This is a genomic window from Rhizobium sp. CF122, from assembly GCF_000282035.1.
Classification (GTDB): domain Bacteria; phylum Pseudomonadota; class Alphaproteobacteria; order Rhizobiales; family Rhizobiaceae; genus Rhizobium.
Genome location: NZ_AKKA01000071.1, coordinates 41,094 through 65,531, shown reverse-complemented (window position 1 = coordinate 65,531; position 24,438 = coordinate 41,094). Strand labels below are relative to the sequence as shown.

At 59.3% G+C, this 24,438-nt stretch carries 19 protein-coding genes; 10 read left to right on the top strand and 9 right to left on the bottom strand.

Annotated features, from left to right (window positions below):
- Window positions 1-143: 143 nt before the first annotated feature.
- Window positions 144-2,858: an ABC transporter ATP-binding protein gene (locus PMI09_RS14105; protein ID WP_007794940.1), complete on the top strand. Its 2,715-nt coding sequence runs from the start codon at window positions 144-146 to the stop codon at window positions 2,856-2,858.
- A gap of 92 nt (window positions 2,859-2,950) precedes the next feature.
- On the top strand, window positions 2,951-3,421 hold the full coding sequence (locus PMI09_RS14100; RefSeq protein WP_007794937.1) for a cyclic nucleotide-binding domain-containing protein: 471 nt from the start codon (window positions 2,951-2,953) through the stop codon (window positions 3,419-3,421).
- Between the two features lie 73 nt (window positions 3,422-3,494).
- On the opposite strand, the gene PMI09_RS14095 is transcribed toward PMI09_RS14100, so the two are convergent.
- Window positions 3,495-4,826, bottom strand: coding sequence for an MFS transporter (locus PMI09_RS14095; protein WP_007794934.1), 1,332 nt, complete (start codon window positions 4,824-4,826; stop codon window positions 3,495-3,497).
- Window positions 4,827-5,210: 384 nt separating this feature from the next.
- Between PMI09_RS14095 and cyoA the strand changes: the two genes are divergently transcribed.
- From cyoA to PMI09_RS14070, 5 genes are read left to right on the top strand one after another with little or no spacing between them, the layout of a single operon-like run.
- Window positions 5,211-6,386, top strand: a complete 1,176-nt coding sequence (gene cyoA / locus PMI09_RS14090; protein ID WP_037083099.1) for a ubiquinol oxidase subunit II — start codon at window positions 5,211-5,213, stop codon at window positions 6,384-6,386.
- A 46-nt stretch (window positions 6,387-6,432) separates the two neighbouring features.
- Window positions 6,433-8,436, top strand: a complete 2,004-nt coding sequence (gene cyoB / locus PMI09_RS14085; RefSeq protein WP_007794927.1) for a cytochrome o ubiquinol oxidase subunit I — start codon at window positions 6,433-6,435, stop codon at window positions 8,434-8,436.
- A 4-nt stretch (window positions 8,437-8,440) separates the two neighbouring features.
- The gene (gene cyoC / locus PMI09_RS14080) at window positions 8,441-9,061 is read left to right on the top strand and encodes a cytochrome o ubiquinol oxidase subunit III (RefSeq protein WP_007794924.1); all 621 of its coding nucleotides are present in this window, start codon (window positions 8,441-8,443) and stop codon (window positions 9,059-9,061) included.
- A complete protein-coding gene (gene cyoD / locus PMI09_RS14075) occupies window positions 9,058-9,459 on the top strand; it encodes a cytochrome o ubiquinol oxidase subunit IV (protein ID WP_007794921.1) in 402 nt (133 codons plus the stop codon). The genes cyoC and cyoD overlap by 4 nt, the downstream gene beginning before the upstream one ends.
- Before the next feature lie 46 nt (window positions 9,460-9,505).
- Window positions 9,506-10,282, top strand: a complete 777-nt coding sequence (locus PMI09_RS14070) for an SURF1 family protein (protein ID WP_007794918.1) — start codon at window positions 9,506-9,508, stop codon at window positions 10,280-10,282.
- Here the strand turns inward: PMI09_RS14070 and PMI09_RS14065 are convergent.
- Window positions 10,258-11,664, bottom strand: a complete 1,407-nt coding sequence (locus PMI09_RS14065) for an FAD/NAD(P)-binding protein (RefSeq protein WP_007794915.1) — start codon at window positions 11,662-11,664, stop codon at window positions 10,258-10,260. The genes PMI09_RS14070 and PMI09_RS14065 overlap by 25 nt on opposite strands.
- Window positions 11,665-12,114: 450 nt before the next feature.
- On the opposite strand from PMI09_RS14065, the gene PMI09_RS14060 reads away from it, so the two are divergent.
- The 3 genes from PMI09_RS14060 to PMI09_RS14050 are packed head-to-tail and all read left to right on the top strand — an operon-like array spanning window position 12,115 to window position 16,913.
- A complete protein-coding gene (locus tag PMI09_RS14060) occupies window positions 12,115-13,935 on the top strand; it encodes an ABC transporter ATP-binding protein (protein WP_037083163.1) in 1,821 nt (606 codons plus the stop codon).
- Entirely contained in the window at window positions 13,936-15,834 is a 1,899-nt protein-coding gene (locus PMI09_RS14055; RefSeq protein ID WP_007794908.1) for an ABC transporter ATP-binding protein, read from the top strand. It abuts the gene before it with no gap.
- A gap of 47 nt (window positions 15,835-15,881) precedes the next feature.
- Entirely contained in the window at window positions 15,882-16,913 is a 1,032-nt protein-coding gene (locus PMI09_RS14050) for an aldo/keto reductase (RefSeq protein ID WP_007794905.1), read from the top strand.
- A 41-nt stretch (window positions 16,914-16,954) separates the two neighbouring features.
- Here the strand turns inward: PMI09_RS14050 and PMI09_RS14045 are convergent, their stop codons facing one another.
- From PMI09_RS14045 to PMI09_RS14015, 7 genes are all read right to left on the bottom strand, one after another.
- A complete protein-coding gene (locus PMI09_RS14045) occupies window positions 16,955-18,025 on the bottom strand; it encodes an ABC transporter ATP-binding protein (RefSeq protein ID WP_007794902.1) in 1,071 nt (356 codons plus the stop codon).
- A complete protein-coding gene (locus tag PMI09_RS14040) occupies window positions 18,022-18,849 on the bottom strand; it encodes a carbohydrate ABC transporter permease (protein ID WP_007794898.1) in 828 nt (275 codons plus the stop codon). The genes PMI09_RS14045 and PMI09_RS14040 overlap by 4 nt, the downstream gene beginning before the upstream one ends.
- Complete coding sequence (locus tag PMI09_RS14035) at window positions 18,846-19,748, bottom strand: carbohydrate ABC transporter permease (RefSeq protein ID WP_007794893.1); 903 nt, start codon at window positions 19,746-19,748, stop codon at window positions 18,846-18,848. The genes PMI09_RS14040 and PMI09_RS14035 overlap by 4 nt, the downstream gene beginning before the upstream one ends.
- Before the next feature lie 110 nt (window positions 19,749-19,858).
- Window positions 19,859-21,091, bottom strand: a complete 1,233-nt coding sequence (locus PMI09_RS14030) for an ABC transporter substrate-binding protein (protein ID WP_007794889.1) — start codon at window positions 21,089-21,091, stop codon at window positions 19,859-19,861.
- Window positions 21,092-21,156: 65 nt separating this feature from the next.
- Window positions 21,157-22,059, bottom strand: coding sequence for a sugar phosphate isomerase/epimerase family protein (locus PMI09_RS14025; protein ID WP_007794886.1), 903 nt, complete (start codon window positions 22,057-22,059; stop codon window positions 21,157-21,159).
- 11 nt (window positions 22,060-22,070) lie between these two features.
- A complete protein-coding gene (locus PMI09_RS14020; protein ID WP_081499075.1) occupies window positions 22,071-23,150 on the bottom strand; it encodes a Gfo/Idh/MocA family oxidoreductase in 1,080 nt (359 codons plus the stop codon).
- Between the two features lie 247 nt (window positions 23,151-23,397).
- Window positions 23,398-24,435, bottom strand: coding sequence for a LacI family DNA-binding transcriptional regulator (locus PMI09_RS14015; protein ID WP_037083096.1), 1,038 nt, complete (start codon window positions 24,433-24,435; stop codon window positions 23,398-23,400).
- Window positions 24,436-24,438: the final 3 nt, after the last annotated feature.

Below are 24,438 nucleotides of genomic sequence, written 5' to 3'. Positions count from 1 at the left end.
TCGGCATGACAACGGCAAGCCGATTCGCCTTGTTTTCATTATGAGATCCGGCGGTCCGGTTGCATGGTCCTGTTTTCGGCATTCCTCTTTGTCTTGCCGCAGGTTCACTGCCCCCAGATTTCCCAGGCAACTGACGGTTAGCAATGGAAAAAAGCCTCGCGCGTTACATTTGGTCGAACACGCGGCTGCAGCAGCTCTGGATCCTAACAGTCGTTGCAGTCTCGATGATCCCCTACTTTCTGTCCTTCGACCTGCCGAAGCAGATCGTCAACGGACCGATTCAGGGTTCGGGCTTTGAGGGCCAGGGCGCAACGCAAACCTTCATGCGCCTCGTCTTCACGTTACCCGTGATCGGCGAAGTCGAGTTGTTCAAGGGTGTCCAGCTTGACCGGCTGCAGATGCTGATGGGGCTGAGCCTCGTCTTTCTGGCGCTCGTGGTGCTCAACGGTCTCTTCAAATTCTACATCAATACCTACAAGGGACGGCTTGGCGAGCGGATGCTGCGACGCATCCGCTTCGAGCTGATCGACCGTGTCCTGCGGTTCCCACCGTCGCATTTCAAGCGCATCAAGTCAGCTGAGATCGCCACGATGATCAAGGATGAAGTCGAACCGATGGGTGGCTTCACCGGTGATGCCTTCGTTTCGCCTGCCCTGCTCGGCGGTCAGGCGCTGACGGCGCTCGCTTTCATCATCGTTCAGAATTTCTGGCTCGGGATGATTGCCGCGGCTATTGTCGGCGTACAGGCGGTCGTGATCCCGCGCATGAGAAAGCGCCTGCTGGAGCTTGGTCGCCAACGCCAGCTGACGGCCCGCGAGCTGTCCGGTCGTGTCGGTGAAATCGTCGATGGCATAGGCACGATCCACGGCAACGACACATCGAATTTTGAACGCGCCGATATCGCCACCCGGCTCGGGCTGATTTTCTCGATCCGGTATGACCTCTATCAGTGGAAGTTTTTGGTTAAATTCCTGAACAACTTCCTTGCCCAGGTAACACCGTTTCTGTTTTACGCAATCGGCGGCTATCTCGCGCTCCAGGGCCGACTGGATATCGGCCAGCTCGTCGCCGTCATCAGTGCCTATAAGGATCTGCCCGGGCCGCTCAAGGAACTGATCGACTGGGATCAGATGCGCCAGGACGTGCAGGTCAAGTACCAGCAGGTTTACGAGCAGTTCAATGTCGAGCCACTGATCGACGGCAAGATCCAGGACATTTCGCCAGACGCGACCGGTGCGCTGACGGCTCCGCTGGTGATTACCAACCTGACCGTCAGCGACGACAGCGGCGCGCGGCTGGTCGATCACGTTTCGGTCGAGATCAAGCCGAACGAAACGGTCGCCGTGGTGGGCCCAAATTCCAGCGGCGCCGAGGCCTTCGCGGAGGCACTCGGGCGCCTGGTGTGGCCGGATTCCGGCCGTGTCACCATCGACGGCAAGGACCTTCTTGATCTGCCTGAATCCATTACTGGCCGGCGCATCTCCTATGCCTCTGCCGACAGCTATTTTTTCCACGGAACGCTGCGGGACAATATCCTCTACGGCTTGAAACACGCTCCCCTGCGAGAGCCGAAGTATGACGGCAAGGAGGCTCAAGAGGCCAAGTGGTATGCTGAGGAGGCCGTCAAGGCCGGTAACCCGACGATGGATATCAACAGCGACTGGGTGGACTATCAGGCTGCCGGCGCGACTGGCCCGGAGGATATCCTGACGGCGATCCGTCCGGTGCTTGATGCGGTCCTGATTTCACAGGACATCCTCGACCTGGCACTGCGATCAACGGTCAACACGAACGTGCATGTCGTGCTCGCCGACCACATCGTCGATCTGCGAACGGCGCTGCGAAAGCGCATGCAGGAGATTGAACTTGGCAACATCGTCGTGCCGTTCGATTTCGATGCCTACAATCCTCAGGCCACCGTTGGTGAAAACCTGCTCTTCGGGGCGATGAAGCGACCGATGATGAACAATCGTCGTCTGGCGGCGCATCCGTATTTTCAGACGCTCTTTAGGGAAACCGGCCTCAGCAACGATCTTTACGCCATGGGCTTGGAGATCGCGGAGAACGCAGTCGAACTCTTCCACGATCTGCCGCCAGATCACCCGTTCTTCCAGCAACTGACCTTCATGACGGCGGATGACATTCCGACCTATCAGGCACTGTTGCAAAAGCTGCAAAGCCGACGCTTCGACGACGCGGCCCCCGAGGAACGCTCGGCGATTATTCGGTTGAGCTTTGCCTATATAGAGCCCAGGCATCGTTTTGGTCTCTTGACGGGCGAGCTGATGGACAAGATCGTCAGTGCCCGCAAACAGTTCCATGAGAACATACCGGATGATCTCGCCGCCGTAATCGAGCGATACGATCCTGAGCATTTCATCTCTTCGGCAAGCTTGATGGACAATGTCCTGTTCGGGCGCATTGCCTATCAACAGGCCGACGCGTCCGAGCGCATTCGGGCCATCATGGGCGAACTGTTCGACTCGCTCGAACTCTTCGATGACGTCTTGTCGATCGGGCTCGAGTTCGACGTCGGCTCTGGCGGCAAGCGCCTGACCATGGTGCAGCGGCAGAAGCTGAATCTTGCTCGCGCGCTCCTCAAGCGCTCGGACTATTTCGTTTTCAACAGGCCGTTATCGGCCCTCGACCAGCGAGTGCAGGATCAGATCACGCACAACGTTGTGGAAGGGTTGCACAGGGAAGGCGAAAAGCCCGCCATCATCTGGGTGCTGTCTAACGCGAAACTGGCAGAAATCTTTGATCGAATCCTGCTCTTCGACAGGGGCGCCCTGGCCGAAGCCGGCAACTTTCCGGAGCTTTCCGAGCAAAACGGTATGTTCAAGGAACTGTTATCGTAATACTCTATGGGAGGACAATAAGATGGCGTCCCTTGAGAGGTGCCACGGTCTAGCGCCGCGCACCGAACAGTGCGGCAGGGGGTAGTAGGTTTATGCTGCTGAGAGACGAAGTCGAAATGCTGCGGCGGGTGCCGATCTTCGCGAGGATTGCACCGGCGAAACTCAAGCTGTTGGCCTTCACTTCCGATCGAATGACATACAATATCGGTCAGGACCTCTTCCATCAGGGGGATCCGGGCGATGCCGCCTATGTCGTCTTATCTGGTACCGCAGACATTCTTGTCCACTCCTCCGCCGGCGATATCAAGGTCGCCGATGTGGAGCCCAACTCCATCGTCGGCGAAATCGCCATTCTGTGCGATGTCTCCCGTACCGCGACGGTTCGCGCCACGTCGCCGTTGGAAGTTCTGCGCATCAGCAAGGAACACTTCCTGAAATTGCTCAGTGATTTCCCTGAAATGGCCGTCGAGATCATGCGCGTGCTGGCCGACCGCCTTAACCATACGACGGCGGAGCTCACGGCCGCCCGCGCCGCAAAACAGCCGCAGGCGGCGGCGATGTAACGATTTCACCTTCTCTGGAAAGCAAAAGGCCCGCCTCACGATCGCGAGGCGGGCCTTTTGTCGTTTTGCGAGATTAGTCGCGCTGCTCGAGCGCCCTGCTGAAGGCCAGAGCAGCGAGCGTGCAGATGGCGCCCGACAGCAGGTAGTAGCCAACGAAAGCCAAACCGAAGCGGCTGGACAGTGTCAGTGCGACCAAGGGTGCAAAGCCCGCACCGACGAGCCAGGCCAGGTCGGAGGTGAAGGCAGCGCCGGTGTATCGGTAGCCTCTGCCGAACCGCGATGAGATCGAGCCGGTCGCCTGGCCAAAGGACAGGCCGAGGACACCGAAGCCGATGATGACGAAAGCCTCCTGTCCCTTGGAGCCGGCGGCCATCAGCATCGGACCGACGAAGCTGAAGATCGCGATGAGGACCGCGCAGATCGCCAGCTGGGCGCGCCGCCCGATGCGATCGGCGATCATTCCAGAGACGACGATCGCGACGAGACCGACCACGGCACCGACCATCTGCACCACCATGAACGCGCCGATCGGGTGGGTTCCGTAAAGATAGACCCAGCCAAGCGGGAAGATCGTCACGAGGTGGAACATCGCAAAGCTTGCGAGCGGCACGAAGGCGCCGAGCAGGATATCGCGTCCATGCACCCGCAGCACGTCTCGGATCGGTGCGGCTTCCAGCTCATGCTGCTCCAGGGCAGAGCCGAAATCCGGCGTCATCACGAGACGCAACCGTGCAAACAACGCAACGACGTTGATGGCAAAGGCGACGAAGAACGGATATCGCCAGCCCCAGCTCAAGAAGTCTTCGCTGGAAAGGTTGGCGATGAAGTATCCAAACAGGGTGCTCGCCAGCGCAAAGCCGATGGGCGCGCCGAGCTGCGGGATCATCGCATACCAGCCACGGTGATTTGGAGGGGCGTTGAGCGCCAGCAGCGAGGCGAGGCCATCCCATGCTCCGCCGAGCGCAAAGCCCTGGCCGAGCCGGAACAGCGCCAGCAACGCGATCGACCAGACGCCGATCTCGTTATAACCGGGCAGGAATGCGATCGACGCAGTCGAACCACCGAGCAGAAACAATGCGATCGTCAGCTTGGCGCCGCGGCCGTAGATGCGGTCGATGGTCATGAACACGACAGATCCCACCGGACGTGCCAGAAATGCCAGCGAAAAGATCGCAAAGGAATAGAGCGTCGCCGTCAGCCGATCCGGCGCGAAAGGAAAGATAAGCTGAGGGAAGACCAGCACCGATGCAAGGCCATAGACGAAGAAATCGAAGAATTCCGACATGCGCCCGATGACGACGCCGATCGCGATGCTGCCAGGTGACACCGGCTTATCGGCGTGAATTCGCCGTGCATCCTGTTCCATCGATGTGGACGACGGTCCGTAGTGTGTAGTACTCGCCATTAAAAATGCCTCCCTCATTGAGGCACCCCGTGTGGCAAAGCGCCTCATGAGCGATCTTGATCAAACTACTGCGCTTATCAAGTCTGATCGACGTAAATAGTTCATCTTGCTGCTCGAAAATTAGATGTGGATGAAAAATCGCGGCCCGTGCGGCGAAATTGGCCTGCAAAAAGGCTGGCATGATCGGCCTTCGCGGATATATTAGCCGTACAAAAAGGTTGGGCGCGAAAATCCTTCGAAATTTTATCAGGATTTTGACTTCCTGCGCCACGTGCCTTATCCCGCAGTGCGGCATTTCTGCTGCGCTGCGACCAAACACCTCATGTTGCTATCAGGTACAGTGCTTTAGTCGCGGTTTGGACGAAACAACAAGAGCATAGAGACGTGCAAAAACTGCCAAAGTTTTCCCGCCATCTCCTCGTTCTGCCACTGCTTTTGGCGCTGGCTGGATGCAATTTGGTGGTCATGTCGCCTTCAGGCGATATCGCTATGCAGCAACGCGACCTGATCATTGTGTCGACGGTTTTGATGCTGCTGATCATCGTTCCGGTGATCTTCCTGACGCTGCTGTTTGCCTGGCGCTATCGCCGTTCCAACGCGGCGGCCACTTATGATCCGGAATGGCACCATTCCACACGTCTCGAGGTGGTCATCTGGTCAGCGCCGTTGGCGATCATCATCGCACTCGGGGCCATCACCTGGATCAGCACGCACAAGCTCGACCCCTTTCGTCCTCTCGATCGGATTGACGCTGAGCGCGCCATCCCGGCCGATACCAAGCCGCTGACCGTTGAAGTCGTCGCGCTCGACTGGAAATGGCTGTTCTTCTATCCCGAACTCGGCATTGCGACCGTCAATGAAATGGCAGCGCCAGTCGACGTTCCGATCAGTTTCAGGATCACCTCCTCGTCGGTCATGAACTCCTTCTACGTGCCTGCGCTTGCGGGTCAGATCTATGCGATGCCCGGCATGGAGACCAGGCTGCATGCCGTCATCAACAAGGAAGGTGTCTTTGACGGCTTTTCGGCCAACTACAGCGGCGCCGGCTTCTCGCACATGCGCTTCAAGTTCCATGGCGTAAACCAGCAGGGATTCGATCAGTGGGTGGCGCAGGTCAAGGAAAAGGGCACGGCACTGAACCGGGACACCTATCTGAAGCTCGAGCAGCCGAGTGAGAGGGAGCCGGTGCGTTATTTCTCGTCGGTCGACAAGGATCTCTTCAATGCAATTCTCAACATGTGCGCGGCACCCGGCAAGATGTGCATGAACGAGATGATGCACATCGACATGATGGGCGGCGGCGGCAAGGAAAGCGCCGAAAATCGCGAGAAGCTGCGTTACGACGACCGTCATGCCAATCAGACCGGTGGCGAACCCGGGGCGTCTGCGGGCGAAAGCCACGATGCCATCGAAGCCAAGCCGGCAGACGCTACGAACGGCACCAACGAGACCAACGACATGCAGAACATGCCGGGAATGCAACATGACGGTCACGCGATGCCCGGCATGGACAAGGGAACCGGCGGCGAGACGACGCCTGCGCAATCAAACAGCAACTAAGACCTGGCGCTTTGCGTCGATACGACATCAATGAACGGGTTCATCCATGTTTTCCAATCCTGACCTCCTGAAGTTCATCTTCGGTCGGTTGACCCTAGAATCGATCCCCTATCACGAGCCTATCCTGGTCGTGACCTTCGCGGCCGTCGCGCTGGGTGGCATCGCGCTTCTGGGTGTTGTTACCTATTTCAAGCTCTGGGATTACCTCTGGCGCGAGTGGCTGACGAGCGTCGATCACAAGAAGATCGGCATCATGTATGTCATCCTTGCGCTCATCATGCTGCTGCGCGGCTTCTCCGACGCCATCATGATGCGCCTCCAGCAGGCCATTGCCTTCAACGGATCGGGTGGCTACCTGCCGCCGCATCACTACGACCAGGTCTTCACGGCCCATGGCGTCATCATGATCTTCTTCATGGCGATGCCGTTCGTCACGGGCCTGATGAACCTTGTGGTGCCACTGCAGATCGGCGCGCGAGACGTATCCTTCCCGTTCCTGAACAACTTCTCGTTCTGGATGACGACGGCAGGCGCGATCATCATCATGATCTCGCTTTTCGTCGGCGAATTCGCGCAGACCGGTTGGCTTGCCTATCCGCCGCTGTCGGGATCCGACTATAGTCCGGGCGTCGGCGTCGATTACTACATCTGGGGCTTGCAGGTGGCCGGTGTCGGCACGACCCTGTCAGGGATCAACCTGATTGCGACCATCGTCAAGATGCGTGCACCCGGCATGAGCTTCATGAAGATGCCGGTCTTCACCTGGACGGCGCTCTGCACCAACATCCTGATCGTCGCGACGTTCCCGATTCTGACGGCGACGCTGGCGCTCCTGTCGCTCGACCGCTATGCCGGCACGAACTTCTTCACGAACGACCTCGGCGGCAATCCGATGATGTATGTCAACCTCATCTGGATCTGGGGTCACCCGGAGGTCTACATCCTGGTGCTGCCGGCGTTTGGTATCTTCTCGGAGGTTGTTGCCACCTTCTGCGGCAAGCGCCTCTTCGGTTACGCCTCGATGGTCTACGCCACCTGCGTGATCATGATCCTGTCCTACCTCGTCTGGCTGCACCACTTCTTCACGATGGGTTCGGGCGCAAGCGTCAACTCCTTCTTCGGCATCACGACGATGATCATCTCGATCCCGACAGGGGCAAAGATGTTCAACTGGCTGTTTACGATGTATCGCGGCCGCATCCGCTATGAAGTGCCGATGCTGTGGACGATGGGCTTCATGGTGACCTTCGTCATCGGTGGCATGACCGGCGTCCTCCTGGCGGTTCCCCCGGCCGACTTCGTCTTGCACAATTCGCTCTTCCTGATCGCCCACTTCCACAACGTCATCATCGGCGGCGTGGTGTTCGGCCTGATGGCGGGCGTCACCTACTGGTTCCCGAAGGCGTTCGGCTATAAGCTCGATCCGTTCTGGGGCAAGATGTCCTTCTGGTTCTGGCTGATCGGCTTCTACTTCGCCTTCATGCCGCTCTACGTGCTCGGCCTTATGGGCGTGACGCGTCGTGTGTCGCAGTTCGAGGATCCGTCCTTGCAGATCTGGTTCATCATCGCCGCCTTTGGCGCCGTCCTGATCGCGATCGGCATCGCCTCCTTCATCATCCAACTCGTCGTCAGCTTCTTCAAGCGCGAGGAGTTGCGAGATACGACGGGCGATCCCTGGGATGGTCGCACGCTGGAATGGTCAACTTCCTCGCCGCCGCCGGACTACAACTTCGCCTTCACGCCTGTCGTCCACGACCATGATTCCTGGTACGACATGAAGGGGCGCGGCTATGCCCGCCCGCTGGAAGGCTTCAAGCCGATCCACATGCCGAAGAATACCGGAACGGGTGTCATCCTTGGCGCACTCAGCATCGGGCTGGCTTTCGGTCTCATCTGGTACATGTGGTGGCTCGCCATCCTGTCGTTCGCAGCCATGCTTGCGGTCGCGATCGGCCATACCTTCAACTACAAGCGCGACTTCTACATTCCCGCCGAGGAAGTCACGGAAACGGAAGGCAAGCGCACGGCACTGCTTGCCGAGCAGGTGTAAGACCATGAGCGATACTGTGATCGACAAGGCCAATAAGCCTGAATTCTACCTGACCGAGGAGCACCATCCCGAAGGCAGCACGATGCTGGGCTTCTGGCTCTATCTGATGAGCGACTGCCTCATCTTCGCGGTGCTGTTTGCCACCTACGCCGTTCTCGGCCGCAATTATGCGGCCGGACCGTCACCGGCCGATCTCTTTGATCTGCCGCTGGTGGCGATCAACACGTCGATGCTGCTTTTGTCCTCCATCACCTATGGCTTCGCGATGCTGCAGATGGAGCGGAAGGAAAAGAGCGCCACGCTCTTCTGGCTCGCCATTACCGGCCTCTTCGGTCTCACCTTTCTTGGGATTGAACTCTATGAGTTCGCGCACCTGATCCACGAGGGCGCGGGTCCAACCCGCAGTGCCTTCCTGTCCGGCTTCTTCACGTTGGTCGGCACGCACGGTCTGCACGTCACCTTCGGCATCGTTTGGCTCGTGACGCTGATGGTGCAGGTATCGCTGCGCGGTCTGATCCCGGAAAACCGTCGCCGCCTGATGTGCCTGTCGATGTTCTGGCACTTCCTCGACGTCGTGTGGATCGGCGTCTTCTCCTTCGTCTATCTTATGGGAGTTCTCGGATGACCTCCAACGCACCCGCAACCGAAGACGCGCACGAAGCCCATCATGGCCACAGCCATGGGCACGAGGCGGCCCACGGCACATTCAAGAGCTATATGATCGGTTTCGTGCTGTCGGTCATTCTGACGGCGATCCCGTTCTGGCTGGTCATGGCCGGCGTATTCGAAAACCCGGCCGTCACTGCTGCCTGGGTCATGGGACTCGCCGCTGTGCAGATCGTCGTTCATATGATCTTCTTCCTTCATATGAATCCGCGCTCGGAAGGTGGCTGGACGATGATGGCGTTGATCTTCACGCTGTTGCTCGTAGCCATCGCGCTCGCCGGTTCCCTCTGGGTCATGCATCATCTGAACACAAACATGATGCCGATGAGCCCGGAAATGATGAAGAACATGCCCTGAGGGCAAAGAGCGGGCGGCGGTCACGTCGCCCGCAAAGGTTTTGGCCATGGCCGACATTCACTCCGAAAAAGCGCAAAGACAACATACCGCCGCTGGGCTCACGATATTCTGCGGTCTCATGGTGTTGCTGATTGCCGCCCTGGTATCGCTCGGTATCTGGCAGGTCGAACGGCTTTCCTGGAAAGAGGATCTGATCGCCCGCGTTGATCAGCGCGTCCATGCAGAGCCGGTTCCAGCGCCTGCACGCGCGCAGTGGGGCGAGGTCAGTCGCGCCAATGACGAATATCGTCATGTGACGGCCGAAGGTATCCTGCAAAACGACAAGGAAACGCTGATCTACGCGTCGACGGCGCTCGGACCAGGCTATTGGGTAATCACCCCGCTCAATCTCTCAAACGGGACCTCTATCCTGATCAACCGCGGCTTCGTACCGACGGACAAGCGCGATGCTGCGACACGCGGCGACGGGCAGGTCCCGTCGGTAAAGATCACCGGACTGCTGAGGATTACGGAGCCGAAAGGCACTCTGATCAAATCCAACGATCCGGCCAATGATCGCTGGTATTCGCGCGATGTGGCAGCGATCGCCGATCGCCGCAATGTCGCAGATGTCGCCCCCTATTTCATCGATGCTGATGCGACGCCCAATCCAGGCGGCCTGCCGGTTGGCGGGCTGACGCAGATCGCCTTCCCCAACAACCATTTGGTTTACGCGATTACCTGGTTGGCGTTGGCGATCATGGCTTCGGGGCTACTTGCCTTCGTTGTCCGCAGCGAATTGCGCGCCCGCCGAGCTGATCAGACAGCCTTGCTCCGGGGATAGAAGCGTAACGCAACACGCTCTCCCACAGCGTATGCCTGGCTGACGATCTCCGGAACGAGATCGATGTCGGGTAGGCTGCCGAGGCCGAGCGGGCCGACGGCAAACAGTCCCTCAACCACCGATCCATCGTCGAGGCAAGGCTGGCCGCGCTGATCGACGGCCAGGCCGAGCGACAATTCGTCTGGCAGGGCCAAGCCCTCTCTTATCAGGCTTGCAAGCAGCGGCGAGGTCAATTGTGGCGCCTGGCAGCGGCAGTCCAGGATACGCTCGGCATGAATGATCTCATCTGACTGCGAGCTGGCCGGCCGGAAGAACAGGCCGCTCAAACCCTGCCGTCCCACGACGCCGCGGCGAAGAACCGTATTGCCACCGGCAAGCTCGCTCTGAAGACGCGCGTAGATGGCCTCGGGTAGTCGGTTGCGATGGCTGTCGTAGATGGCGCGAAGGTGACGGTTGAACTGACGCTTTTGGTGGGCCGGCAGCGCGCGCCAGAGCGAGCGGGCATGCTTGCGCAACCCGTTCATGACGGATTGCCAGCTTCGGCCTTCTTCTTCGGCCTCGCGGCAGGCGCCGCGGATGAAACGCAGGATATCCGGGAGGTTGGACGGTAGAGCGTCCGCAGGAAAAACCGGATCGGCAGAGTTGGGAGTATGGCTCTGGGGTAGGAAACCGTGCCGGGAGAGGATAGTAATCTGCCCTGCATAGCCGGCATCGCGCAATTGCAAGAGCTGATCGACGACCCGGATGCCGCTGCCGAGCAGGACCGTATGCGGTCGCGCGATCAGGCGCTGGGCTCTGACTGGCGAAGGCTCCTGTTCCGGTTCTTCGATCTCCGGCAAGCCGTAGCCGGTGGCGAGGATGACCGTATCGAATAGCGGATTGGCGGGATTGGCGCTTTCGAGCAGGAAGCGGTTGCCGTGGCTCCTGCGGATCGCCACAACCGGTTCGTGGCAGACCTGAACGGTGATGTCCCTGCGGGCGGACAAGGCTTCGGAGAAGCGTTGATAGACGTAGTCACTGAATATCTCTTTTGGCACGAAGATCTGGCGGAACCCCGGGATAGCCGCGGGCACGGCGGCACGGAATTCCGCGTTGCTACAGAGCCAGTCGTTGAAATCGTCGGAATCGCCAGTGGAAACCGATAGATCCCGCACACGCGTATTCAGGATCGTCGAAGCTCGTGCCGAGGAAAGCGCTTGTCCGCCGCTGACCGACGAATTGGGGTCGAAGAGCTGCAGATGAAAAGGCATGCGCACTGTCTTCATCAGGGCGACCGCCATCATCATTCCGGAAAAGCCGCGGCCGACAATGGCAAAACGCGGCATGGCGGAGATCTGTGCCGCCGCTGCTGACTTCGAGGAAAAAAGCCCTTGAACCGTCATCTCAACTCCCCTGCGACTTCGCGCATCGTGTCTCGATTGGTTTCAACGCGGGAAAAATCGCTCGCGCGTTGAGCTGGTTCACGCAGTTTTGAACCGCCTATTAGTCTATCAAACTGGTCGTGTATGAAAGCTCCAAAAGACGATTTAGGCAAGTCTTTTGTTCCAAGCCCCACAGTCCTCTAGCGATAACGAACGGAAATTGTTTGGATATTTCGAGCCAAATATCGCCGTATCGGTGCCGTTTCTTCGTCTTTTCCAGGCTCACGATAAAATAACCAATTGGTGAATTCTTGACTTGAAGGGCCGAAAGGAATCGGCAAAAGTAAGGGCGCTAATCAATCCCTTCATGGATTCGGCGTCTTTCCGGACCAGCGTCCGACCACACCTCTGTTTGGAACATTACCCGTGAGCAGCGATGCTTTAACACGCGCGACGAAGCCCTCGGCTTCGATGGCGAAGGCGATTGCGGCAGGCTGGGGCAAAGGCCTCTTTACGCTGGTCCGCATCACCGTCATGGCATTTCGCCATCCCTGGCAATCCGGTTTCGCCATTGGCGCAACCCTTGTGGCCTCTACCTTTCAGCTGATGATCCCCCGTCTGCTCGGCCAGGCTGTCGACCACACGCAGATCGCGATGGAAGGCGGTCAGGCAGGGCAACTTGCACAGGATGCGCTGCTGACGACCGCGCTGATGCTGCTCGGCGCCAGCGTCCTGCGTGGCATCTTTACGATGATCCAGAACTATTACAGCGAAAGCGTCGGCCACCATATCGGCTACGAGCTACGCCTTGCCTGCTACGAGAAAATCCAGCGCCTATCCTTCAGTTTTCATGACGGCGTCCACTCGGGCGATCTGATTACCGTCGGTCTGCTCGACCTCGAAGGTGTCCGCATGTATTTCTCGACGGCGCTGGTGCGCATGGTGCTGTTGACAATGCTGATTGGCATCGGCGCCTATATGCTGCTTTCCACAGACGTCGTTCTCGGTTTGCTTGCCTTAAGCTTCGTGCCATTCGTTGGCTGGCGTTCTTCGGTCACGCAGTTGCGATTGCGCGCGACCTGGCTCGACCTGCAGGAGCGGTTGTCCGTGCTGACGCGCATCATGGAAGAAAATCTCGGAGGCATCCGCGTGGTACGGGCCTTCGCCGCGCAGGCGCACGAGATGATGAAGTTCGAGAAGGCCTCGAAGAACGCGTTGACGCTTGCCCACCAGCGCGTCGGAATCCGCGTGGTCAATACCAGCGCCATGACCTTCTCCTTCTTTGCAGCCATGGGTCTCGTGCTCTGGGTTGGCGGCGGCAAGGTCATGTCCGGCGAGATCACGGTCGGCACGCTCGCGTCGTTCCTGACCTTCATGACGATCCTGCAGATGCCGGTCCGCCAGCTTGGCCTCATGGTCAACGCCTTCGCGCGCGCATCGACTTGTGGCACGAGGCTTTTCAATTTGCTCGACCTCGAAATTGCAGTGCGCGATGCGCCTGACGCCAAGGATCTGGTGCTTACCGATGGGACGCTTCGCTTCGAGAATGTAAGCTTCGCCTATCCGAGCTTGCCGATGCACGAGGTGCTGGGCAATGTCTCCTTCGAAGCAAAACGCGGCGAGACGATCGGCATTGTCGGGCCGCCGGGCAGCGGCAAGTCGACTCTTGCTCATCTGATCCCGCGGTTTTACGACGTCACGAAGGGCAAGATCACCATTGACGGGCAGGATATCCGCAAGGCGACGCTGCAGTCGCTTCGTCGCGCGGTCGCGGTTGTCCAGCAGGATTCCTTCCTGTTCACGACCTCGATCGAAAACAACATCGCCTACGGCGATCCTTGGGCAAAGGAAGGCCGCATCGAGCGCGCAAGCGAAAGCGCACAATTGCACAACTACGTGCTTGGCCTGCCGACCGGCTACGGCACGGTGGTTGGCGAACGCGGCGTATCGTTGTCGGGAGGGCAGCGCCAGCGTTTGTCGATCGCCCGCGCGCTGATGCTGAAACCCGCCGTCATGATCTTTGATGATTCAACGGCGGCGATCGATGCGGCAACCGAACAGCGCATCCGCTCTGCGATGCGCAAATATGCGGCCGATCGCCTGACGATTATTGTCGCTCATCGCTTGAGCTCGCTGATGCATGCCGACCAGATCCTGTTCGTCGAGAATGGAGAAATCGTCGAGCGCGGCACACACGAGGAGTTGCTGGCCGCGGGCGGGCGCTACAAGGCGCTCTACGATCTACAGGTGCGGCCGGGCGACGACGCCGTCGGCGCCTGGGGAGGAGTATAGATGGCCGAGGAACTGGAAACCGAACGCTCCGACGTTCGCGAGGATGGACGCCGGCCGCCACGCGCAGTTGTCGGCTCCCATCGCGTCGAGGAGGAGATGTTCGGCAAGACCTTCGACGGCAACATCGTCAAGCGAATCTGGGCCTTCGTGCATCCCTACCGCCGGCAAGTCTGGCTTTCGGTGGCCGCCGTGCTGACTTTTACGGCGATGCAGTTGTTGATCCCGCTGATCATCCGCTACGCGATCGATCACGGCATGCAGCCGCAAGGAGGCCATTCGGCGCTGACATGGGCGATGGTCACCTTTCTTGTGGCGATCCTGATCAACTACGGCGCCAGCTATGCGCAGGAGACGCTGGTTGGCAATGTCGCCGAAGAGGTGCTCTTCGACATCCGCAAGGCGATGTTTTCGCACCTGCAGCGGGTTTCTCTCTCCTTTATGGACAAGACCGAGGTCGGCCGCCTGATGTCGCGCCTGCAGGGTGACGTCAATTCGATGCAGGAGTTCCTGGAAACCTCCGTCCTGTCGGTCGGCGATATCGCGCTGCTGTTCGGCATTGTCTTCGTGATGCTCTATCTCGACTTCAAGCTTGGCCTTTTGACGCTCTCGGTCCTGCCGATCCTTTTCGTCGTGCGGCTTTTCTGGTTGCCTCTGGCCCGCAAGTCCTTCATGGCAGCGCACGAGACCAATTCCGTCGCCAACGGAGCGCTGGCCGAGGCGATCCACGGCGTAAGAGCGGTCCAGAGCATGGACCGCCAGGGCGTCAACTTCATGCTCTATGACGACAAAGCGAAGGCCAATCTGAAGACGCACCTGACAGCGGCACGCTATGCCCAGGTGATGGTGCCGATCGTCGACTCGCTGACCGGTGTCGCCATGGCGCTCGTCATCGTCGTCGGGGGCGCGCGTGTTCTGAACCAAGCACTCGATGTTGGCGTCCTTGTTGCATTCCTGTTCTATATCCAGCGCTTCTTCGACCCGATCCGCTCGCTGACGCTGCAATATTCGGTGATGCAGCGCGCCATGGCTTCCGGTCAGCGATTGACCGAAGTTCTCGACGTGCCCGTCGAGATCAAGGACGCCCCAGATGCCAAGGAATTGTCCGCCGACATGGACGGGTCAGTGGAATTTCGCGATGTGGTCTTCGGCTATCATCGGAAGCATCCGGTTCTCAAGCATGTCAGTTTCAAGGTGAACCCGGGCGAGACGGTCGCACTTGTTGGGCCGACGGGTTCGGGCAAGTCGAGCTGCATGTCGCTGATCCATCGCTTCTACGACGTCCAGCAGGGACAGGTGTTGGTCGGCGGGCACGACGTGCGCAACCTGACCCAGGATTCGCTTGGCGATCAGATCGCCATGGTCCTTCAGGAGCCATTCCTGTTTACGGGTACGGTCTTCGAGAACATTCGCTATCACAAGGCGGAAGCGACCCGCGAACAGGTCATTGAGGCGGCCAAGGCCGTCGGCGCTCACGACTTCATTATGCGCCTTCCGCAGGGCTACGACAGCATGCTCGGTGAACGCGGCGGCAACCTTTCGCTCGGCCAGCGTCAGCTCTTGAGCTTTGCCCGTGCGCTGGTGGCCGACGCGAAAATACTGGTCCTCGACGAGGCGACGGCCAATATCGACAGCTATACGGAAATGCTGATCCAGAAGGCGCTGGTCAAGCTGCTCGAAAACCGCACGGGGCTTGTTATCGCCCACCGCCTCGCCACGATTAGGGAGGCCGATCGCATCATCGTCCTGCAGAACGGTGAGTTGATCGAAAGCGGTAACCACCAGGAACTGATGAGAAACCGCAAGCTTTATTCGCGGCTCTATAACCTGAACTACGCGTCCTTCGACGACATTCCGGACGCCGTGCTCGAAGAGACAACGACGAACGGTTCAGCGACATAGGACAAACCTTTCCAAGCAACGCCACTATTCGAAGAGGAGGATCTTCCATGGATTACCGCAAGCTTGGCCATAGCGGTGCAGTCGTCACCGCCTACTGCCTTGGCACCATGACGTTCGGTGCGGAGGCTGACGAAGCTGCTTCGCATAAACTGCTTGACGACTATTTTGCCTGGGGCGGAAACTTCATCGACACCGCTGATGTTTATAGTGCCGGCAAGTCGGAAGAGATCATTGGGCGATGGCTCAAGGCGCGGCCCACGGAAGCCAAGCAGGCCGTGATCGCGACCAAGGGACGGTTCCCGATGGGGCCCGGTCCGAACGACATCGGTCTTTCTCGCCGCCATCTGAACCAGGCGCTCGATGCCTCGCTTGCGCGCCTTGGCCTCGAGCACATCGATCTTTATCAAATGCACGCCTGGGACGCACTGACGCCGATCGAGGAGACGCTGCGCTTTCTCGATGATGCCGTCTGCGCCGGCAAGATCGGCTATTACGGCTTTTCCAACTATGTCGGATGGCAGATCGCCAAGGCCGTCGAGATCGCCAAGGCACGCGGCTACACCCGGCCGGTGACGTTGCAGCCACAATATAACCTGCTGGTGCGCGACATCGAGTTTGAGATCGTAGCCGCTTGCCAGGATGCTGGTATGGGCTTGCTGCCGTGGTCACCGCTCGGCGGCGGCTGGCTGACGGGTAAGTACCGGCGCGACCATATGCCGACGGGTGCCACCCGTCTTGGGGAGAACCCGAACCGGGGCATGGAATCTTATGCGCAGCGGAATGCGCAGGAGCGGACATGGGCGATCATCGAGACGGTGGAGGCGATCGCCAAGGCCCGTGGTGTCGGCATGGCACAGATCGCCCTTGCCTGGACTGCGGCGCGACCGGCGGTGACATCGGTCATTCTCGGAGCACGAACGAGTGAGCAGCTTGCGGACAATCTCGCCGCGGCAAAGCTTTCGCTTTCCGAAGAGGAGATGACGAAGCTAAGCGAAGTCAGCCAGCCCCATGTGGCCGACTACCCCTATGGCGCCGGCGGCACCAATCAGCGTCATCGCAAGATCGAAGGCGGACGCTGAAGACCAGTCGAGGCGGCCGGATTCGGCCGGCCGCCAATGGTTCAGAGTCGGATACCGCTCGTCTCGTCGAAGAGATGCAGCTGTGAGGGATCGACGATCACGCCGATCGTCTCGCCCGCCCGCGCCATGCCGCGGCCCGTCTCGACGATGGTCAATTCGGGTGTCGTCGCAGCCGTGACAAAGGTCGATGAGCCGGTCGATTCGACGACTGCCACTGGCACGTCGAACGTGCCCTGCCCCGGCGCCGTTAGGCCGATATGTTCGGGACGAATGCCGGCGGTCACCTTGCGCCCCGGCTGGACCTGATGGTCGGTCGCAATCTTGTGCTTCACGCTGCCAAGATCGATCGTCAGGCTTTTGCCGTCTTCGGCGACGACGGCCGGGATGAAGTTCATGGCGGGAGAGCCGATGAAGCCCGCAACGAACTTGTTGGCGGGCTTGTCGTAAAGATCCAGCGGCTTGCCCTGCTGCTCGATCACGCCTTCGCGCATGACGACAACATGGTCGGCCATCGTCATCGCCTCGATCTGGTCATGCGTGACGTAGACCGAGGTTGCATGCAGCCGATCGTGCAGCGCGCGGATTTCCTTGCGCATGTGAACACGCAGCGCTGCGTCGAGGTTGGAGAGCGGCTCGTCGAACAGGAATGCCTTCGGATGACGGATGATGGCGCGGCTCATCGCGACACGCTGGCGCTGGCCGCCCGAAAGCTCACGCGGGTAACGCTTGAGCAAATGCGACAGGCCGGTGGTCGCCGCAACCTCTTCCGCCGCCTTGCGGGCTTCAGCCTTGGCGACGCCGCGAATGCGCAGGCTGTAGGTAAGATTCTCCTCGACGGTCATGTGCGGATAAAGCGCGTATGACTGGAAAACCATGGCGACGTCGCGCTTGCGCGGCGGCACGTTGTTCATCAGTTGGCCGGCAATCTTCAACTCGCCTTCGGAAATGCTTTCAAGGCCCGCAAGCGAACGAAGAAGGGTGGACTTGCCGCAGCCGGACGGGCCGACGAGTGCGACGAAGGTGCCCTTTGCGATCGACAGGTTGATGTTCTTCAGGGCATGGAATGCGCCGTAGTGTTTGTTGACGCCGCTGAGCTCGATCTGATTGGTCATTTGAGGGCTCCAGAGGTGAGGCCGGATACGATGCGGCGCTGCAAGAGAACGAAGATGGCAAGGATCGGTGTCACATACATCGTGGCGTAAGCCATGATGTTGTTCCACTCGTTGGTGTTCGGTCCCATGAAGGAGTTGAGACCGACGCTCGCCGGTTGGAGTTCGACCGCCTGGATCATCGACTTCGAATAGACGAACTCGCCGAAGGCCTGCATGAAGATCAGGATGGCGCTGACCAAGATGCCGTTGCGGGCAAGCGGCAACACGATATTGAAGAAAGCGCCGACGCGGCTGTTGCCGTCGACGAGCGCGGCCTCCTCGAGTTCCATCGGCACCGCCATGAAGGTGGCGCGCACCAGGACGACGAAGAACGGCATGCTTTTGGCAGCAATCGCGATGATAACGGCAAGGCGTGGATGGTCGAGCATCCCGAATTGCGAAAATCCGACGAAGATCGGCGTCACCATCAGCGATGCAGGCAGGACCTGCAGCATCAGGATCAGGAAGAGACCGACATCCACCCAGACGTTGCGATAGCGCGCCAGAACATAGGCGCAACCAACGCCGAGAACGGTAATCAATGTCACGGCGCCGACGGCGATGACCAGCGAGTTCCAGAGATAGCGACCCATGTTGCGGCTTTCCCAGACATAGCCGAAGGTGCCCCATTGCGGATCGCCGGGCCAGAAGCTTGGCGGCGTGGCGAACATCTCCGACCCGCCCTTGATGGCCGTGACGTACATCCAGTAGAGCGGGAATAGATAAATCGCCGCCATGACGATGGCGATCACAAGCATAAGGCGGTTGCGTGTTGTCTCACTCATCCGCGCACCTCATGGCGCGTGGAGCGGACATAGACGACCGAGGCGAACATGACGAAGACGATCATGATGACGGAGATGGTCGCGCCCTTAGCGAAATCATACTGGCGGAAGGACAAGTCCCAGGCCCAGTATTGCGTGACGTTGGATGAGTTGTTCGGACCGCCGGACGTGATCGCGGCAAAGAGGTCGAACTGCTGAAGCGTGAAGATCAGGCCAAGCGCGATGATGGCGCCGATCGTCGAACGCATCATCGGCAGCGTGATCGTCCAGAAGCGTTGCCAGGCATTGGCGCCATCGAGTTCCGCCGCCTCATAGAGGTCGCCGGGGATACCGGACAGGCCGACCGATAGCAGGATCATGTTGAAGGCCGTTCCCAGCCAGACGTTGGCGATGATGACGGCATAGAGCGAAAAGTGTGGATCGGAGCGCCAGAAGATATTGCTGCCGATGATGCCGCTCTCCTTGAGAATAAAATTGAGGACGCCGAAATCGCCCGAAAGGATCCAGTTCCAGATCGCACCGACAACGAGGCCGGGCATGACCCAGGAGACGAGGAACAGGCCGCGCAGCCACGAGGCGCCCGGGAAATTGACCCAGAAGAACAGCGCAAGACCGAATCCGATCAGGAACTGCCCCGCGATCGAGCCGACCACGAAGATCACGGTATTGCCGAGGATCGGCCAAGTTTCCGGCTGGGCAAAGAGATCGGTATAGTTCTTGAAGCCGACGAAGGGACGCGAAAAGGTTCCGAGGCTGAACATGTCAACCTCCTGGAAGCTCATCACCACATTGTAGATAAGCGGCAATCCCGCCATCAGGAACAGGAACGTCAGCGGAAGGGCGACGAGCGTGATGTCGAAGCCACGGCCGTCCCTGACACTTGAAAGAATCCGTTTCATCGGTCCTCCAATACTCCGAACGGGGCTGTCTGGAGCTTGCGCTGCGAGACAGCCCCTGCCGGGAGGAAATGGTGGGATGGCCCGAAAGCCATCCGGTTATGCGGGGGATACTAGCCCAGAACAGCCTTGATCTTGTCGGCAGCCTGATCGAGTGCGTCCTTCGGGCTCATCTGACCGGTCAGAGCAGCCTGGATGGCGTCCTGGATCGCCTTGGAGATCTTTGGCCATTGCGGGTTCGGGCCGCGCGGCTTGGCGTATTTCAGCTGTTCGATGAAGACTTTCAGCGCCTCGTCCTTCAGCTTCTCGCCGGTCTGCGGGATGGTGATGTCGGAACGGGCCGGAAGCTGGCCGTAGTTCTTGAACATCTTGTCGTCCTGGGAGGCAAAGAACTCGAGTGCCTTGAAGGCTTCGGCCGGATGCTTCGAGCTGGCAAAGATCGCCCAGTTGAAGTCGCCCATGGCGGAAGAACGCTCGGCCCCTTCCTTTGGAACCGGAAGCAGGGCTACGCCCCAATCAAACTTCGCTTCCTTCATCATGCGATCGAGCTCCCAGGGACCAGAGATCGCCATGGCGGCATTTCCCGAATTGAAGGTGCCGGTCGAATCCCACTGGCCGCGGGTCAACGTGTCCGGAGAAGCAAGCTTCTCGTCCATGATCGTCTTCCAGGTTTCCAGTGCCTTGACCGCGCCTTCGGCATTGATGTTCTCATAGCCGCCGCCTGCCATCTGGGCCCAGGGAAGGAACTGGAAAGTGCCCTCCTCGTTCGCCTTGGCGGAGAAGGCCAGGCCATAGACATTCTTGGCCGGGTCGGTCAGCTTGCGCGCATCCTCGACAAGTTCGTCCCAGGTCTGCGGCGGCTTGTTCGGATCAAGACCCTTCGCCTTGAACATATCTTTGTTGTAGTAGAGCGCGATCGTATTGGTCGCCTTCGGAATGCCGTAGTACTTGCCGTCCCATTCGACCGATTTCAGCGGACCAGGGAAGTAGTTTTCCGGCTTGATGGCCGACGATCCCTTGATCATGTCGGTGATATCGAGGAAGGCACCACGCGATGCGAACATGGCATGCTCGGGGTTGTCGACCGCGATGATGTCAGGCGCCTGGCCGGTGGCATAGGCGCGCATGGCTTCGGTGACGACGTCATCGAACTGGATCAGACGATACTCGATCTTGATGCCGTTGTTCTGCGCGTTGAATTCCTTGACGAGGTTCGGCGCCGGCTGAGTGTCCCTGTCCAGCGACCAGAGGGTCAAGGTGACGTCCTCGGCCTTGGCGGCCAGGCCGAAGAGAGAGACGCCTGCGAGCGCCAAGGCGCCGATCATTGCAAACTTGCGGATACCCATAGTTCTCCTCCTTTGTGGTTATCCTATCGGAAGCCGGCGATTCCTCCTCGCCGGCCACGATGTCATCAGACCGGATCGACGACGAAGTCGCCGCCCCGGGCATGCTTGAGATGGTTCAGTGCGTAGACCTGGCCGGTCATTTCCAAGTCGTCGCGATAGACCGGGTCGTGCCAGCCTTCGATGTCGATCGAACCGGACCAGCCGGCCAGGCGCAGTTCGGAAATAATGTCCGTCCAGTTGCTGTCGCCGAAGCCCGGCGTGCGCATGAAGACGAACTTCTCTTTGCCGAAGATGCCGTGTTCCTTGATGACGTCCCAGCGGATCGTCGCGTCTTTTCCATGCACGTGAAAGATCTTCTTGGCCCATTTGCGGATCTGTGGCAGTGGCTCGATCAGATAGACCATCTGATGGCAAGGCTCCCACTCAAGGCCGATGTGATCGTCCGGCGTTTCGTTGAAGATCAGTTCCCAGGCGTCCGGGTTGTGGGCGATGTTCCAGTCGCCGGTCGCCCAGTTGCCGTCCATGGCGCAGTTTTCGAAGGCGATCTTGACGCCCTTGTCGGCTGCACGCTTTGACAGCTCGCTCCAGATCTCCTTGTAGCGAGGCAGGCTGTCGGTCAGCGGCTTGTTACGAATGCGGCCGGTAAAGCCGGCAACACAGGTTGCGCCGAAATGGTGTGCGTTGTCGATGCAGTCCTTCCAGCCCTGCAGTGTCTGCAGGTCGATCTCCGTCGTTTCGAGCGGATTGCCGAACATGCCGAGCGTCGAGATGGTAATGTCGCGATCACCAATGGCATCGACGCAGCGCTTGCCGAGTTCGGCAAGATCCTGGCCGTTCGTCGTCTGCCAGAAGAAGGGCTCGAAGCTTTCAAAGCCCATATCGGCAATCTGGCCGATGCGCTTGTCGGCGCCGCCCTTGGAGGCGCTGACCATGGTGCCGATACGAATGGACTTGGCGGGGTTGCTCACGTCATTAATCCTTATGCTGAAATTTCAATGCGCTTGCCGGTCTTGGCGCTTTCGATCGCGCCGAAGACCATGGCGAGGCTTCTGATATTGTCGGAGCTTGCCGTTTCGGGCCGCTTGCCTGATTTGATCGCCTCGACGAAGCCTGCAATGACGCTGGCATGACCGTGCGTTTCTTCTTCGTGCGCGGGCTCGGGAACGTTTACGGGCGTAAAGCCATGCAGGAGGCCGGGCTCATTGCCGACAACCGCTGCATTGAACGTGTCGCCGCCATCCCAGGTCAACATGCCCTTGGAGCCGACGAGACGCCACTCGCTTTCCCAGCTCGTGCGCTCGCCTTCGGCGCACCAGGAGCCGCGGTAGGTGAAGACGACATCGTCAGAAAACTCGAAGGTCGCATTGGCCGAGGCGCCGTGCCTGTACCAGGAGCCTTTCGGATTGCGTTCGACGCAATAGACGGCAAGTGGCTTCTTGTCGGCGACATAGCGGGCGGCATCGAAGGTGTGGATCGCCATGTCGAGCAAAAGGACGTTGTCCATCTCCTCGCGGAAACCGCCGAAATGTGGAGCGAGGAAAAAGTCGCAGTGGATGGCGGTCAGGTCACCGATTGCCCCGCTCTCGATGAAACGGCGCATGCGGCGCACGCCCGAGATGAAGCGGCGGTTCTGGATGATGGCGTGGATCTTGCCGGTCTCGGCAGCGAGATCGATCAGCGCGGCTCCTTCGGCAAGCGAGGTCGCCATCGGCTTTTCGCTGAGAACGTGGCAACCGGCCTTCAGCGCCGTGGAGACGACGTTGAAACGTGCCGTCGGAATGACGACGTCGAACACGATGTCGGCCTTGGCCTTGGCAATGACGTCGGCAAGATCGGTGCCGATGACGGCGCCCTTTAGGCCGAACTCGGCGGCGAGTGCTTCGGCTGCTGCCGGATTGACGTCGACGAGGCCCTTGACCTCGATGGCGGCTTTAAGAGCCGGGGTTTCCTTGATGGCGCGCAACCAGCCCTTGGACATGGCTCCGCATCCGCATAGAACGGCATTCAAAATCACGATTTCCTCCGGTGGATCGTTTCCGGCTTTCCTCCCGAAACGCATCCCGTAAACGTTTACGATACTAAGCGGAAACGTTTCCTGCTGTCAATGCCATCTCGTTTTTACAGAAATGCTGCGAAAAACACTTGAAAACGCGGGCGCTTAGGCAAATGCCTGTCGCACCGCAGCATGAAAAAAGTTCGTTCGAATTTCTGTCGGTGGAACTCATCTTCGTACAGAGAGCCAGCAACGCGGGATCGCTCAGGTGTCGCATCTTCGTATTTTGGTAAGAACAAAAGGCTCGCCCCGGCTATGTGCTCAGCGAAAAAGCGTCACTCTCTCCTGGGGCAAGTTCGAGTGGCCAGATCGTGTTGCGTGCGCCTTTTGGGTAGTGCTCGGCATAGGCCGGCATTGTCGCCAGCAAGGTTTCGGCAAGCTCGACGCCGAGATCGCGCAGTGACATGCGAAAACAGGTCAGCGATGGTTGCAGGAATTTTCCGCGCGGTTCCTCGCGGAAGCCAATGACGGCGAGATCGCGACCGGGAACAATGCCTGCTTCGTTCAGGCGACGATAGAGGCCGATCGCCATGAGCTCGTATATCAGGATGATCGCCGTTGGCTTGCTGTCGAGCCGTAGCAGTTCATGACCAGCCTGGTAGCCGCCCTGCTCGCTTGATTTGACGCGGATGACGAGCGACGGATCGTAGGTGATGCCGTGCCGCTCGAGTGACTGGCGATAGGCGTCGACGAAGATATAGCCAAGATTGATGTCGTTCGATGGCGCTGCGATGGCGATACGGCGGTGTCCTTTGGACACGAGCCGATCGACAGCGCAGGCGGCGACGCCCTCGAAGTCAAGGTCGATCCAGGTATGGTTGCCGCCGGACGTGCTGCGCCCGAGCGCGACGAACGGGATCTTGGCCTTGACCAGGAGGTCGATACGCTTGTCGACGCGCTGCGTGGCCGAAATGATCATCGCATCGACGATCCGCCGCGCGACCATCCGCTTCAGATACTCGTGGGGGTCCTCGTCGTTCGGACATGGCAGCATCAGCAGGTCAAGCTTGTGACGGGAAAGCACGCTCTGCAGACCGCCGGTAACACCAAGGAAGAAGTTGTCGCTGTTTTCGACCGTTTCCTTGCTGGATTCGATCATCAGCCCGATGACGTTTGTCGTTCCCTGACGGAGGCTGCGTCCGGACTGATTTGCCACATAACCCAGCTCTTCGGCGGCCGCGAGCACGCGCTTGCGCGTCTCTTCATTGACGTCAGGCCTGCCGTTCAGCGCGCGCGAAACCGTCCCGATCGAGATGTCGAGATGCTTTGCGAGTTGGCGAATTCCCTTCATCTG

Excerpts from the sequence above, each read along its gene's own strand:
- PMI09_RS14105 (WP_007794940.1), top strand. The coding sequence starts at position 144 with ATGGAAAAAAGCCTCGCGCGTTACATTTGGTCGAACACGCGGCTGCAG.
- PMI09_RS14100 (WP_007794937.1), top strand. The coding sequence starts at position 2,951 with ATGCTGCTGAGAGACGAAGTCGAAATGCTGCGGCGGGTGCCGATCTTC.
- PMI09_RS14095 (WP_007794934.1), bottom strand. The coding sequence starts at position 4,826 with ATGGCGAGTACTACACACTACGGACCGTCGTCCACATCGATGGAACAG.
- cyoB (WP_007794927.1), top strand. The coding sequence starts at position 6,433 with ATGTTTTCCAATCCTGACCTCCTGAAGTTCATCTTCGGTCGGTTGACC.
- cyoC (WP_007794924.1), top strand. The coding sequence starts at position 8,441 with ATGAGCGATACTGTGATCGACAAGGCCAATAAGCCTGAATTCTACCTG.
- cyoD (WP_007794921.1), top strand. The coding sequence starts at position 9,058 with ATGACCTCCAACGCACCCGCAACCGAAGACGCGCACGAAGCCCATCAT.
- PMI09_RS14070 (WP_007794918.1), top strand. The coding sequence starts at position 9,506 with ATGGCCGACATTCACTCCGAAAAAGCGCAAAGACAACATACCGCCGCT.
- PMI09_RS14065 (WP_007794915.1), bottom strand. The coding sequence starts at position 11,664 with ATGACGGTTCAAGGGCTTTTTTCCTCGAAGTCAGCAGCGGCGGCACAG.
- PMI09_RS14060 (WP_037083163.1), top strand. The coding sequence starts at position 12,115 with ATGGCGAAGGCGATTGCGGCAGGCTGGGGCAAAGGCCTCTTTACGCTG.
- PMI09_RS14055 (WP_007794908.1), top strand. The coding sequence starts at position 13,936 with ATGGCCGAGGAACTGGAAACCGAACGCTCCGACGTTCGCGAGGATGGA.
- PMI09_RS14050 (WP_007794905.1), top strand. The coding sequence starts at position 15,882 with ATGGATTACCGCAAGCTTGGCCATAGCGGTGCAGTCGTCACCGCCTAC.
- PMI09_RS14045 (WP_007794902.1), bottom strand. The coding sequence starts at position 18,025 with ATGACCAATCAGATCGAGCTCAGCGGCGTCAACAAACACTACGGCGCA.
- PMI09_RS14040 (WP_007794898.1), bottom strand. The coding sequence starts at position 18,849 with ATGAGTGAGACAACACGCAACCGCCTTATGCTTGTGATCGCCATCGTC.
- PMI09_RS14035 (WP_007794893.1), bottom strand. The coding sequence starts at position 19,748 with ATGAAACGGATTCTTTCAAGTGTCAGGGACGGCCGTGGCTTCGACATC.
- PMI09_RS14030 (WP_007794889.1), bottom strand. The coding sequence starts at position 21,091 with ATGGGTATCCGCAAGTTTGCAATGATCGGCGCCTTGGCGCTCGCAGGC.
- PMI09_RS14020 (WP_081499075.1), bottom strand. The coding sequence starts at position 23,150 with ATGCGTTTCGGGAGGAAAGCCGGAAACGATCCACCGGAGGAAATCGTG.
- PMI09_RS14015 (WP_037083096.1), bottom strand. The coding sequence starts at position 24,435 with ATGAAGGGAATTCGCCAACTCGCAAAGCATCTCGACATCTCGATCGGG.